Source organism: Gilvimarinus gilvus (genome assembly GCF_030518155.1).
GTDB classification, from domain to species: domain Bacteria; phylum Pseudomonadota; class Gammaproteobacteria; order Pseudomonadales; family Cellvibrionaceae; genus Gilvimarinus; species Gilvimarinus gilvus.
The window spans coordinates 79,088-91,439 of sequence record NZ_JAULRU010000583.1 but is presented as its reverse complement, the minus strand read 5'-3'; the positions used below and the strand labels follow the sequence as shown (position 1 = coordinate 91,439).

At 53.1% G+C, this 12,352-nt stretch carries 13 protein-coding genes and 1 tRNA gene; 2 read left to right on the top strand and 12 right to left on the bottom strand.

Annotation, left to right across the window (positions count from 1 at the left end):
• Positions 1–6: 6 nt before the first annotated feature.
• The 3 genes from rimM to QWI17_RS14225 form a co-directional block, all read right to left on the bottom strand.
• Complete coding sequence (gene rimM / locus QWI17_RS14235; RefSeq protein ID WP_302723187.1) at positions 7–546, bottom strand: ribosome maturation factor RimM; 540 nt, start codon at positions 544–546, stop codon at positions 7–9.
• A 14-nt stretch (positions 547–560) separates the two neighbouring features.
• Positions 561–800 carry a 30S ribosomal protein S16 gene (rpsP, locus tag QWI17_RS14230; protein WP_302723186.1) on the bottom strand — a complete coding sequence of 80 codons (240 nt, stop codon included), beginning with the start codon at positions 798–800 and terminating at the stop codon, positions 561–563.
• Positions 801–1,032: 232 nt separating this feature from the next.
• Entirely contained in the window at positions 1,033–2,931 is a 1,899-nt protein-coding gene (locus QWI17_RS14225; RefSeq protein ID WP_302723185.1) for a beta-ketoacyl synthase, read from the bottom strand.
• A gap of 143 nt (positions 2,932–3,074) precedes the next feature.
• On the opposite strand from QWI17_RS14225, the gene QWI17_RS14220 reads away from it, so the two are divergent.
• On the top strand, positions 3,075–4,076 hold the full coding sequence (locus QWI17_RS14220) for a GlxA family transcriptional regulator (RefSeq protein ID WP_302723184.1): 1,002 nt from the start codon (positions 3,075–3,077) through the stop codon (positions 4,074–4,076).
• On the opposite strand, the gene QWI17_RS14215 is transcribed toward QWI17_RS14220, so the two are convergent.
• The 3 genes from QWI17_RS14215 to QWI17_RS14205 all read right to left on the bottom strand — a co-directional run bounded on the left by QWI17_RS14215 (position 4,077) and on the right by QWI17_RS14205 (position 6,331).
• Positions 4,077–4,727, bottom strand: coding sequence for a class I SAM-dependent methyltransferase (locus tag QWI17_RS14215; protein WP_302723183.1), 651 nt, complete (start codon positions 4,725–4,727; stop codon positions 4,077–4,079).
• Positions 4,728–4,786: 59 nt separating this feature from the next.
• Positions 4,787–5,266: an Hsp20 family protein gene (locus QWI17_RS14210; protein WP_302723182.1), complete on the bottom strand. Its 480-nt coding sequence runs from the start codon at positions 5,264–5,266 to the stop codon at positions 4,787–4,789.
• 138 nt (positions 5,267–5,404) lie between these two features.
• Positions 5,405–6,331 (bottom strand): TIGR01777 family oxidoreductase, encoded by a 927-nt coding sequence (locus QWI17_RS14205; RefSeq protein WP_302723181.1) that lies wholly within the window; start codon positions 6,329–6,331, stop codon positions 5,405–5,407.
• A 110-nt stretch (positions 6,332–6,441) separates the two neighbouring features.
• On the opposite strand from QWI17_RS14205, the gene QWI17_RS14200 reads away from it, so the two are divergent.
• Positions 6,442–6,873: a universal stress protein gene (locus QWI17_RS14200; protein WP_302723180.1), complete on the top strand. Its 432-nt coding sequence runs from the start codon at positions 6,442–6,444 to the stop codon at positions 6,871–6,873.
• Positions 6,874–6,936: 63 nt separating this feature from the next.
• Here QWI17_RS14200 and QWI17_RS14195 read toward each other — a convergent pair whose 3' ends face one another.
• From QWI17_RS14195 to pheS, 6 genes are all read right to left on the bottom strand, one after another.
• Positions 6,937–7,689 carry a SapC family protein gene (locus QWI17_RS14195; RefSeq protein WP_370661380.1) on the bottom strand — a complete coding sequence of 251 codons (753 nt, stop codon included), beginning with the start codon at positions 7,687–7,689 and terminating at the stop codon, positions 6,937–6,939.
• Positions 7,690–7,901: 212 nt separating this feature from the next.
• Positions 7,902–7,978, bottom strand: a tRNA-Pro gene (locus tag QWI17_RS14190).
• A gap of 116 nt (positions 7,979–8,094) precedes the next feature.
• Positions 8,095–8,463: a MerR family transcriptional regulator gene (locus tag QWI17_RS14185; RefSeq protein ID WP_302723178.1), complete on the bottom strand. Its 369-nt coding sequence runs from the start codon at positions 8,461–8,463 to the stop codon at positions 8,095–8,097.
• Positions 8,444–8,752, bottom strand: coding sequence for an integration host factor subunit alpha (gene ihfA / locus QWI17_RS14180; protein WP_302723177.1), 309 nt, complete (start codon positions 8,750–8,752; stop codon positions 8,444–8,446). The genes QWI17_RS14185 and ihfA overlap by 20 nt, the downstream gene beginning before the upstream one ends.
• A gap of 12 nt (positions 8,753–8,764) precedes the next feature.
• A complete protein-coding gene (gene pheT, locus QWI17_RS14175; protein ID WP_302723176.1) occupies positions 8,765–11,143 on the bottom strand; it encodes a phenylalanine--tRNA ligase subunit beta in 2,379 nt (792 codons plus the stop codon).
• 61 nt (positions 11,144–11,204) lie between these two features.
• Positions 11,205–12,242, bottom strand: coding sequence for a phenylalanine--tRNA ligase subunit alpha (gene pheS / locus QWI17_RS14170; protein WP_302723175.1), 1,038 nt, complete (start codon positions 12,240–12,242; stop codon positions 11,205–11,207).
• Between the last annotated feature and the right edge of the window lie 110 nt (positions 12,243–12,352).

The following is a 12,352-nucleotide window of genomic DNA, read 5'->3' as shown; positions in this document are numbered from 1 at the left end:
CCCTTGTTAGAAATCCGGATCCCAATCAACAGTAATGGTTCCAGCTTCCAAATTCACATCGAGCACATATTGCTCGGGAATATAAGGCACTAAGCGTTCCCGGTCATCCACGCTGGTTTCGTCAGCCTGGATCACGAGCACATCATTTGCGCCGGTTTCCAGCATCCGGCTTACACAACCCAATCGAGTTTCTGTATCGCCAAAGCGGGAGATCACACTCAATCCCTGCAGCTGATGCCAATAGAATTCGCCAATGGCCAACTCCGGCAGCTGATTTCTTTCAACAGCAATGGTTGTACCGGTATAAGAAGCGGCCTGATCGCGGTCATCCACACCTTTGATATGAGCTACAAAGCCCTTACCATGGGGACGTACAGCGTCGATTTCGACCGCTTTGACTCCGTGGGCTGTTTTCAGCCACCAGGGGTCATACTCAAACAGGTTTTCCGCAGGTTCGGTTCCGGAGTGGATCTTTACCCACCCCTGAATACCGAAAACAGCGGTAATACGCCCGACATCGACCAGATTAGAAGACCCTGTCGTCATCGGGCTAACAGCGATTAAGCGGCAGTTTTAATCAGCTTGGCAACGCGCTCGCTCACCTGGGCGCCTTGGCTTACCCAGTAATCGATACGTTCCTGGTCGATGCGCAAGGCCTCTTCTTGACCGCGGGCGATTGGGTTAAAGAAACCAACGCGCTCGATGAAACGGCCGTTACGCGCACTGCGGCTGTCGCTTACGGTCAGGTGGTAAAAAGGACGCTTTTTGGAGCCACCACGTGACAGACGAATAGTTACCATTGATGCTTTCCTGTAGTTGTATCAGACGGGTCTCGCCCATCATAGTTAAACTGGTTCACACAAACGAACTATGGTCCGATTGCGAAAGGCGCCGTATTCTAAGGTAAAGATACGGCTTTGTATAGCACTATCAAGCGCCAACTGCACAAAAATTCGCCGACAGCTGGGCTCACAACGACCCCAGTGGTCGCCATTGGGCAACAGATCGCTCAGCTCGGGGGCGGTTGTTGGCTTACACCATATCGCCGAATCGATTGGGCAGATCTAAATTGACGGGCTTGTCGAACCCGGGCAAGCGTATTTCCCCGCCCTCAAAAACGATTTTCGACTCGTCAATCAAACCCTCACCGAACTGGTAGATTGTGTCGAAGTTACCGCGCAAAGCGGCTCGGTCGTAGACCGAGGCCTGCGCCCGTGTGACTTCACGCTGCTCTTTATAGTCGGCAAAGCGCGCGGCACCATAACGCTTTTCCAGCATCTGATCCACCACTTTAGGCGACAGGATACTGGCCGTGGCGTTGTTGCCTCCAAAACCCTTGGAGTTGAGAAAGGCGACGTCAATACCGCCAGCTGGAGTAAAATCGCTTACCGGAAGGTTCAAGCGCTCGGCGTACACATCGTCGGCCACCTTATCGATGGTCTTAATACCGGGCACAATGCCGTATTTAAACGTTCCCAGGCTCGCGATGAGTTGATCGCCACTGGCGGGAGACAGCGAGTGCCCCACAAATGCCTTAATAGCCGCGACAGGCCACTGCGTGACGCCGAAATACTCCGCCACCTGGTCAAAAATCTGGGACTCGGTAACGCGATTTTGCGGGGTGCTGGAGCCATGTGCATGCACCATAGAGCGTGTGCGCACAACCTCGTCCCCCAAGATGGCACGCGCCGATGCCACCGCCTTGGCAAAGGTAATATGATTGCCCGGGCCGGGAGCGGAGATCGACTTCTTGTAGCCATCGGCATTGATAAATACATCGTTTACGGCGCCGTGAATATCCGCCCCCAACTCAAGCGCAAGCGCATCGTCCATTAACACTATGTACTGGGAGGACTCAGCGATGGTAAATCCACAATTATCCCCAAACGGACGGCTGCTGCGGGCCGGGTCGGTCGACTCAGCCGCGTCGATTTTCATCAGCTTTTCTTCGGTCGCCAAAGCGCCCATGGTGGCATAGCCGTCAATAATTTCCGATGTGATAGGGGCCTCGGCATTGCCCACCACCGCCACCCGACAGCGGCCCGAGGTAATATCTTCAACGGCAGCGCGCAAGTTATATAAAAAGGAAGCACAAGCACCGGCAATGGCGCCGGTATGGCCTACACTGCCGAGAATGTAGGCGTTAACAAAGTCGGCGGGCATGCTGTTCAGTCCGAGCGGGCATTGTTTGGTGGTAACCCGGCCGCCGCGCAGGCGCGATTGCAATAAGCCGCCAAAACCATTGTCATCCATCTGGCTCATGACATTGCTGGCGTAAACCCCCACTTCATCGGGCTGCACGGCTGCCGCTATATGTCCCCATTCAACACCTACTGAGCGAACCGCATCGGAGGCGCCTATCACGGCTAATTGCAGCGCGCGGGGATGAAAGCGAGCGTTATAAAGGTTTTCCGGGTTAAAGCCGCGAGGTAACTGGCCTGCGGATTTAACCGGGATTTCGCGGTAACTGTCGAGTTTTACCTCCAGAGTTCCCGATATTTCGACACGTACTTTGCGGCCTTCAAGTTCAGTGACGGCCCAATTCTCGGGAACCGGCTCGGGCAAATCCCGGGCTTTCAGGACAAAGCTTTGCGTACCTTCCTCAACGTCGAGTTTGGCCGATTTTTGCCAGTAAACGGAATCTACATCAAAGAAAGAGCTATCTATCCGGCGAATCAAACTGCCGGCACGAATGGCATCGCCAAACTGAGATTCGATTTGCGGTAGGGTTAATGGATTACCGTCGCTATCGCACCATTCACCATCTTGGCAGCGCAGCAGCCCCATCATAACGCCCAGCCCTGCAAGCGTTTCCTGCCGCTCCTGATCCGGGAGACTTTCCAGGATCATACGGCGAAACCCGTGATGCCCCGAACTACGGCCCGCCGCATTGAAACCGCCAAAGCCAACAATAACGGGTAATCGGGACATGACTCTCTCCTAACAAACAACAATAGACTGGGAATTACGGATCGCAGCAGTGTATGGCCTTGCCGCCCAAGCCGACAGGGTGATAATGGCCACAAAGTATGGCATATTGGCCAAACATCATATAAACACCGAGCAGCAAAGCTATGAGCACCGAAAACAGCCGAATCACCTTCGTATTAACGGAGAATATGCTCGCTACGGGTACCGTATTGCCGATGGAAATGTTGCGCACCGCGCAACTGGCTCACAACTCCAGCGATGCAATCAATATTCGCAACATTGAAATTTGCACAACCGCCCAAGCTGACGCCAGGCTGCAAGCACCCGCCGGAATGATGTGGACGCCGGACTCAACCCTGGATACCGCCGGCAGCCCAGATATTATTTATTTACCCGCCCTTTGGCGGAACCCGCGCCCCACCCTAAAGCGCTCTGGCGAGCTCATAGACTGGCTGCGCGCAAGCCATGAAAATGGCTCCGCCATATGCGCCGTGGGTACCGGCTGCTGTTTTATGGCAGAAGCTGGCCTATTGGACGATCAGGCGGCCACCACCCACTGGCACTATTTTGATCAGTTCCAACGAGATTACCCGAAAGTAAAATTAAAGCGGCAACACTTTATTACCCAGGCGGGACGCCGCTACTGCGCAGCCAGTGTCAACTCACTGGCCGATCTGACGGTGCACTTTATCAGTCGCTTGTTTGACCGCTCCATTGCCGGGCACGTGGAGCGACATTTTTCGCATGAAATCCGTCGCTCCTACGAAAGCTCCGCCTATTACGAAAATGATGACCACCCCCATCCAGACGAGCAGGTAGTGCAAGTTCAAATGTGGCTGCGGGATAATTACGCACGCTTCAGTAACATTGCCGATTTAGCCAAGCGCTTTGATATGAGCACCCGAACCTTAAACCGGCGCTTCAAAAGTGCTACAGGTACAACACCGCACACCTACCTCACCAATGCCCGCATGGTGGTTGCGCGCGACTTACTTAAAACCAGTAACTTAACCATCGCGGAAATTGCCGAGCGCTGCGGCTATCAAGACACTGCCTATTTTGCGGAACTGTTTAAACAGCACCTCGACACCAACCCCAGTGATTACCGCGCCACCGTGCGCGCCAAATTATTCAGTACCAGCTGACTAAGTTCGCGCTGGCTTTTGCAGCAAAACCACATCGCTCGCGGGAAATTCGACAGACGCCTGCCAGCTGTCTGCCAGCCAATAAAAAGTCGTCTCACTGAAAAAACAGACATGCGTGGGGTCATTTTTGTAGTGCCAATTGGCGAACGCTGCCTGGCCTTGCACGCGCTTGGTCATGATCGCCAAATAGCCTCCAGGGTGTAGCATTGACCAGAGACGATTCAATTCGAACTTGGGGTCGTGTAAATGCTCGACCACCTCGGTGGCAGTAATAAAATCGTAGCCGCACTTGAACACACCAGGATCAGGCGCATAAAAAATATCGTACACATCAACCTCAAAGCCCACCTCTTGCAGCATGGCCTGCAATGCCGGGCCGGGGCCACAACCAAAATCGAGCCCCCGCGCAGGAACGCTAATTCGCTGCATTAGTGGCGCAGCCAAACGATTTAAAAATTGCCGGTACCGCACATCAACAACACTGTTTTCGTGCAAGTCATACTCAGCTTTTTCGTCAGCGGCGCAGAGCCAGAAACTTTTTTCAGCAAAGACCAGCTCGCACTGCGGGCACTGCCAATAAGTTCGGCGCCGATCGCGGCAGAATTCAGTATCGGTTAAACACCGGCAAAGCGGGCAATTATGCGCAGGCATAAAAAAAGTGCCGGCGGAACCGGCACAAGTTAGGGGTTAAAATAATGAGGAGTGGCACTTTAAGCCGCGGCTGATGCGTCCGCCTCGCGAGCCTTCTCTACACGAGGTTGCTCAGCTGTGGTCGATATTTCAATGGTGCGTGGTTTTATTGCCTCTGGTACTTCTCGCACCAAATCGATATGCAGTAAACCATTTTCAATATTCGCACCATGCACGCGAACATGATCTGCCAATTGGAAACGACGCTCAAAATTGCGCGCTGCAATACCGCGGTGTAAGAATGTGCGCGAGTCGTCATCTTCCGCCTTTTGGCCGGCAACGGTTAAATTGTTTTGATTCACTTCGATGGTTAACTCTTCGCGATCAAAACCGGCAACCGCCATAGAAATTCGATAGTGGTCTTCGCCGGTCAATTCAATATTGTACGGCGGGTAGCTGGGCTGGCTCTGCTCGGAACGTGAAATCGTGTCAAGCAAGCTGGCCATACGGTCAAAGCCAATAGAAGAACGGTACAGTGGAGATAAATCAAAATTACGCATAATAATATCCTCAATTCAGAGCAATATAATGGTTTAGCCTATCCTGTAGATCAGGCTGTTCATGTCCCCTCATTCGAGCGGGTACACCCCTTATCTAAGGGCAAGCAAAAGTTTTTCAAGCGCAATTTATAAAAAAATTCACACACTCGCGATTAAGGCTTCATCCAGGACCGAAAATTGGTAAGAAAATTGACGCGATAAAGCGACGCTTGGGTTGACACGGTTGCTGGCCAACAACAACTCCTGCCCAGCTTGACCAAACAGTAGCCGCACGGCTGCAGCCGGCATAGGAAAAAAGCACGGACGGTTCAGTACCTCGGCCAGAGTGCGCGTGAACATCTTATTCGTTACCGGCTCTGGAGCAACAGCATTAACGGGACCCCTCACCTCACCATCGACCAACAGCCAAAGAATCATGCGCACCAAATCGTTGCGATGAATCCAACTCATCCATTGCTTGCCGCTACCGATTGGACCACCCAGCCCAAGCTTAAAGGGCGTCAGCATGCGCTGTAATGCCCCTCCCCCGTTAGCCAACACCACACCCGTGCGCAGTAGGCATAACCTGGCGCCTTCCGCCGCAAAGCCTTGCGCAGAGGCCTCCCATGACCGACACAATTGCGCCGCGAAGCCTTCACCACCCGCTGCCGTCTCATCGGCGGCTGAATTACCCGTATCACCATAGAATCCAATAGCACTGCCACTGACCACGACCTCAGGAAACTTATTCAAATTACGTAAATGCTCCAACAGCAGCTCTGTCGTGTCTACCCGACTGGCAAGTAATTCCGCTTGGCGCTTTTTACTCCACCGCTCATCCATGATTGGGGCGCCGGCGAGATTGACCACCGCATCGTAGCCGGACGGATTTAACCTCAATAAATCTTCCAGCACGACAACGCTGGCAGGCAACTTGCCGCGGGTGAGCTTGGGGTAGCGGGTTTGTACGGTAACCAGGGCACCCAGCTCCACAAGCTGCCGCACCAGCTCAGCACCAATAAAACCTGAGCCGCCGGTTACCAGTACAGATTGTCCGCGCAAGGTATCGGTTTGAAGAGTCGACATAACCACTTTCTCGCACTAAAGTATGAATAATTAATATAACGTACGCAGACGGCGCAGTTTAGTTCACAGCTACAAATTCACAACGAGCACGACGAAAAACAGGACGAGCAATGGCAGGCCATCAAAAAATCTTAGTCGCCCTCAGCTTAGGGAAAGACGATCACGGGGCATTGCTTTTGAAAAAAGCGCTCGAACTTGTGCCCGCCCAAAATATTCACATAGTCCATATTGAAGAGCACCCTGTCACGGGGCTGGGTGACATGACTGGTCGTAACCACGCTGCAAACGAGGCTCACATTCGCCAACAGATATTTCCAGACTTAAGCGCTCTCGCCTCACACAACCAAATTCCGCTCGACAACTTGCACATCGCCTTTGGCGACCCTGCCATAGAAATACACGCCACCGTGCAAAAACTCGGCTGCGACTTGTTGATTATAGGTCACCACAACGAATCCAGATTTACCTCGCTTTTTCACACCACGGCCCGTGACATCGTCAATGAAGCAGCTACAGACACGTTAGTCATTCGGCTGCCGTAAAAGCTGCAGCCATAAAAAAACCGGCCACTGGGCCGGTTTTATCACGCCAAAGCTAGTGGCACATTACGCGGCCGCCAGTTTCTCGTGCTTGCGCTCAATCAGTAAATTCAGGTTGTCCAGCGACTGCAGGTGAGCAAAAATCAGCTCCAAACCGTCGCGCTTGAACAGATCCAACGCTTGTTCGTCGGTCAAAGCTTTCAGCTTCTCACGCTTAACCGTGTAGAAACCTTTAATGCTCATATTCTTATCTTCATTGTTGCGGAACTCGATATTGGCCTGCATTGGCTCCAGCAAATCAAGATCTTTCAACTGCTTGCAGAACACCTTGGTCATTTCAGCGCGGTACTGGTAATCCTGCAAAAACTTGAGGATCTCTTTCAAAAATTCTGATTGCTCGCCGTTGTCATCAAACAAACGGTTACCTTCAGAGCCATCTGCGATCAGTGCTTTGCTCGCGGCATCAACACACAAGGTCAGCTTCTCACCACCCTCGGCGCCAGCGAATACAAACGGATAACGGCGGATAAATGCCGGAACGTAGCGCGCATCAAAAGCCTGCTTGCTGTTCAACATCAGGTTTTCACCCTGCTCGACACCGACAATAGCCAGAGGAGTGTGTTCACCCTGCTCGTTAGGCGCAGAGAAAATAACCGGATACTCGGCAGCGGCCATGGTAATTTCAGTAGCCAGCAACGGAATAGAAGTCAGCTCACTGGCGAATGAGTGGTCAGTCACTTTAATCGCCGCGTTGCGGTGCTGATCGTTAGTTACCGGCTGAATGTCTTCATAAATCATTAACTGCTTAGTCACGTACATACCTCAATTGTTATTGTCGGGCACAGAAATTCGGCTAATGCGCCCACACCTGGATCCAAAATAGGTGCACATAGTAGCATCTTCTCTGACGTGTGCCACCCCAAAAACCGGCTGTAAAACAGTGAGATAAGCGCCCGGCGTCATGCCTGTTATCTTGTGCAGTAACGAAGAAGTTAGCTGTTAACGGTAAGATATTGAAAGGTAAAGAAAAATGGTCGGAACGGCGGGATTCGAACCCACGACCACCACACCCCCAGTGTGGTGCGCTACCAGGCTGCGCTACGTTCCGAAACAGGCGGGCTCTCAGATCAGCTGGGCGTCCTGAGAAGCTGGGCATAATACCTTAAATATCAGAGATTGCAACTGCCCCAGTCCTTATTTTTCAGCGACTTAGGCAGGCTTAGGTTATTGACGAGAATCTGGCTTTAGCACTTCCAGCAGGTGCTCTAGCTCCGAAATCATTTGGCTAACCAACTGGCTAAACTGGGTGGCATCTTGCTGGGCCGTTTCCCCGCTCATTTGTTGGCGCGCCCCGCCAATGGTAAAGCCTTGGTCGTACAGCAAAGAGCGGATTTGTCGAATGGTCAGCACGTCCTGACGCTGATAGTAGCGACGGTTACCCCGACGCTTAACAGGCTTCAGCTGGGGGAATTCCTGCTCCCAATAGCGCAGCACGTGCGGCTTTACCGCACATAAGTCGCTGACCTCACCAATGGTGAAGTACCGCTTGCCGGGTATTACCGGCAGTTCGTCGTTATGACTTGGTTCCAGCATAGGTTTCTACTCGAGCCTTAAGCTTTTGCCCGGGTCTGAAAGTGACCACGCGACGCGCACTGATAGGGATTTCTTCCCCGGTTTTTGGGTTGCGCCCTGGGCGCTGACTTTTATCGCGCAGATCGAAATTACCGAAGCCAGACAACTTAACCTGCTCGTTACATTCCAGGGAGTGGCGTATTTCTTCAAAAAATAGCTCTACCAGCTCCTTGGCCTCGCGCTTGTTAAGGCCCAGCTCTTCGTATAATTTTTCTGCCAAATCCGCTTTTGTCAGCGCATTATTGGACATAGGTTTTCCTGCCTATCTCAAGGTTGCGCCATATGCCCCAGTAACGTGGCTTACCACAGCATCGACAAACCCATTAATTTCTTCATCGTTAAGAGTGCGGGAAGGATGCTGAAAGGTCAAGCCCAATGCCACACTTTTTCTATGCGGATCAATGCCTTTGCCCATATAAAGGTCAAACACCTTTAAGTCATACAAGTGCTCGCCGGCGGTGTCAGTGATCGCTTTGAGTAGGTCATCAACCGGCAATTCGCGATCCACCAGCAGTGCCAGGTCGCGCCGCACGGCGGGGAATTTCGACAGTGGCGAGAAAGCCGGCACCCGGGCGTCGAGTAAAGGGTCGAGCGCTACTTCAAACACAAACACGCCATCCGGCAGGTCGAGCTCATCCTGCAAAGCGGGGTGAATGGCGCCTAAAACACCAATCTTTGCGCCTTTACAGAATATCCCGGCCGTCTGCCCGGGGTGCAGTGCCGGATGGGTGTCGGCCTTGAATTCAAAATTGTCTCCATTACCGCCTACCGAAAGCAAAGACTCCACATCCCCTTTCAAATCAAAGAAGTCTACTTTGCTGTCAGCGTCCGCCCAATTCTCGGCAGCAGCCGGCCCATAGAGCAAACCTGCCAGCGTTGGGGTTTGCGCCACCCCATCAGCATTCGGCACAAACTTCTGCCCCGACTCAAACAGGCGCACACGCGCTTGCTGACGGTTGATGTTATGGCGCAACGCACTCACCAGACCTGGCAACAAACTGGTACGCATAACGCCCATATCGGTACTGATTGGGTTCTGTAGTGCCACCGGGTCAATTTCCGGCTCAAACTGAGCGGCTAATTTGGGATCGATAAAGCTGTAGGTCACCACTTCTTGATAACGGCGGCCGATCAGGTGACTGCGCAGTCTCGCCAATTTTTGTCGCGACTCTGTGTGCGGCTTAATCGCCATGCTCTGATCCGGCACCTTGGTCGGCAGGCGGTTGTAACCATAGATACGGGCAAGCTCTTCGAGCAGATCGGCTTCAATCGAAACATCAAAACGCCAACTGGGAACGCGCACCTGCCACCCCTCGGCGCTGGAAGCCTCTACCCCGAACCCCAAACGGGTAACAATATCGGTAACCGTAGCATCGTCCATTTCGATGCTGAGACCACTGACGATACGGGCTTTACGCAATCCAACACTGCCCGCCTGCGGCATTGCGTCGGAGGTTTGCTCGTTTACAGGTCCCGGCTTACCGCCAACAATACTGATGAGCAACTCAGTTGCACGCTCCATCGCTTGGCGTGCCAATTCATAATCGACACCACGCTCAAAGCGATGGGATGAGTCAGTGTGCAACCCGTAGCTGCGAGCGCGGCCGGCAATAGCAATTGGGTTGAAAAAAGCGCTTTCGAGGAAAATATCCTGCGTGGATTTTGTTACCGAGCTATCCAGGCCACCCATAATTCCAGCCATCGCCAGGGGCTTGGCGTTATCCGCTATCAGCAGAGTGCCTTCTTTCAGCTCGATTTCCTGCTCATCAAGCAAGGTCAACGTTTCGCCGGCGTTCGCCTCGCGAACGACAATGCCGCCGTCCAGCTTAGCTAAGTCAAACGCGTGCATCGGTTGACCCAACTCCAGCAATACATAGTTGGTAACATCTACGATGGCATCAATAGGGCGCAACCCGGCACGGCGCAGTTTTTCCTGCATCCAAAGCGGGCTTGGCGCCGCAACATTAACACCACGTATAACGCGGCCCAAGTAGCGCGGGCAGGCCTCGCCGGCCTCAATAACAACCGACAGAGAGTCGTCGATTGTCGCCGCTACAGGCTCCGCGGCGACCTCTGAGACCGGATGGCGATTTATCACACCTAACTCGCGGGCCAAACCACGAACGCTCAGGCAATCACCGCGGTTCGGCGTGATATCCACTTCGATAATGGTATCGTTCAGGTTCAAGTAATCGCGCAAGTCCGCGCCGACCGGGGCGTCAGCGGCCAGTTCCCACAAGCCTTCATCGTCATCCCCGGCTTCGAGCTCAGTTTGGCCACACAACATGCCGAGCGACTCGACACCGCGCAGCTTTGCTTTCTTAATTTTGAAATCGCCGGGCAGTTTTGCGCCCACGGTGGCGAATGGGATTTTTAACCCAGCGCGCGCATTGGGCGCACCGCACACGACTTGCATTTGACCACCATCGGGATGGCCTGCAACCTGACAGACGCGCAACTTGTCGGCGTCCGGGTGCTGTTCGATGCTGACAATTTCACCCACGACTACGCCAGAAAATGCACCGGCGACCGGCTCGGTTGCATCCACTTCAATGCCTGCCATGGTCAGCTGATCAACCACAGCCTGTGTATCGATATCTGGGTTGGTCCACTCGCGCAACCAGGATTCGCTAACTTTCATATTCCTATCTCTTTTTGCCTTTGCGGCTTCATTACTGGATTTAGAATGCGGCTTGCGACCGTTAGAACTGCTGTAAAAACTTCAAATCGTTTTCGAAGAATAAGCGTAAATCGTTCACGCCATAACGCAGCATGGCCATGCGCTCTACACCGATACCAAAGGCAAAGCCGGTGTACTTGTCAGGATCTATGTTTGATGCGCGGAACACATTGGGGTGCACCATGCCACAGCCCATAATTTCGATCCAACCGGTATTTTTACAGACGCGGCAACCTTTGCCGTGACATTGCGTACACCCGATATCTACCTCAGCGGAAGGCTCGGTAAACGGGAAGTACGAAGGGCGAAAGCGCACGGGCGCATCCACCTCAAAAAACGCTTTTAGAAACTGATCAACCGTACCCTTAAGATCCGCAAAGCTAATGTCCTTATCCACCACTAAACCTTCCACCTGATGAAACATCGGCGTATGGGTCAGATCGGAGTCGCAGCGGTAAACGCGGCCGGGGCAAATAATGCGCAAAGGCGGCTCGGATGATTCCATTACCCGCACCTGTACCGGCGAGGTGTGGGTGCGCAAGACATAACTGCCACCGCTGGTTTTAAAGTGCTTATCTTCCACGTAAAAAGTATCGTGCATGGCGCGGGCCGGATGATGGGCCGGGATATTGAGCGCTTCAAAGTTATGCTGATCGTCTTCAATTTCAGGGCCTTCGGCCACTTCGTAGCCCACCTGCGCGAAGATTTCTGCAATACGATCAAGGGTACGGGTCACCGGATGCAACCCACCGATGTCGCGAGCGCGGCCCGGCAAAGTAACATCAATGGTCTCTTGCGCCAGCTTGGCCTCAATCGCGGCGCGCTCGAGACGAGTCTTCACCTCCTCAATACGCACCTGCACCTGCTGCTTAGCCTGATTAATTTTGGCTCCGGCAGCCGGCCGCTCTTCGGCAGACAACTTGCCCAACATTTTAGCCTGTGCGCTGATTTGGCCTTTTTTGCCCAGGTATTCCACCCGTACTTTATCCAAAGCCGCCAGGTCTTCGGCTTGATCAACTAATGCGAGCGCCTCATCGGTGAGCGCGGCGAGATTTTCCATCGCTGTATCCAATTTATATTTTCGTTAGCAATAAAAAAGGGGAGGCCAGTACCAGCCCTCCCCTTTATCGCGTCAGTGCACGGGCGCAATACCCGTCTGCGTCATTGCGG

Coding starts and splice junctions, on each gene's coding strand:
- rimM (WP_302723187.1), bottom strand. CDS start 546: ATGACGACAGGGTCTTCTAATCTGGTCGATGTCGGGCGTATTACCGCT.
- rpsP (WP_302723186.1), bottom strand. CDS start 800: ATGGTAACTATTCGTCTGTCACGTGGTGGCTCCAAAAAGCGTCCTTTT.
- QWI17_RS14225 (WP_302723185.1), bottom strand. CDS start 2,931: ATGTCCCGATTACCCGTTATTGTTGGCTTTGGCGGTTTCAATGCGGCG.
- QWI17_RS14220 (WP_302723184.1), top strand. CDS start 3,075: ATGAGCACCGAAAACAGCCGAATCACCTTCGTATTAACGGAGAATATG.
- QWI17_RS14215 (WP_302723183.1), bottom strand. CDS start 4,727: ATGCCTGCGCATAATTGCCCGCTTTGCCGGTGTTTAACCGATACTGAA.
- QWI17_RS14210 (WP_302723182.1), bottom strand. CDS start 5,266: ATGCGTAATTTTGATTTATCTCCACTGTACCGTTCTTCTATTGGCTTT.
- QWI17_RS14205 (WP_302723181.1), bottom strand. CDS start 6,331: ATGTCGACTCTTCAAACCGATACCTTGCGCGGACAATCTGTACTGGTA.
- QWI17_RS14200 (WP_302723180.1), top strand. CDS start 6,442: ATGGCAGGCCATCAAAAAATCTTAGTCGCCCTCAGCTTAGGGAAAGAC.
- QWI17_RS14195 (WP_370661380.1), bottom strand. CDS start 7,689: ATGTACGTGACTAAGCAGTTAATGATTTATGAAGACATTCAGCCGGTA.
- QWI17_RS14185 (WP_302723178.1), bottom strand. CDS start 8,463: ATGCTGGAACCAAGTCATAACGACGAACTGCCGGTAATACCCGGCAAG.
- ihfA (WP_302723177.1), bottom strand. CDS start 8,752: ATGTCCAATAATGCGCTGACAAAAGCGGATTTGGCAGAAAAATTATAC.
- pheT (WP_302723176.1), bottom strand. CDS start 11,143: ATGAAAGTTAGCGAATCCTGGTTGCGCGAGTGGACCAACCCAGATATC.
- pheS (WP_302723175.1), bottom strand. CDS start 12,242: ATGGAAAATCTCGCCGCGCTCACCGATGAGGCGCTCGCATTAGTTGAT.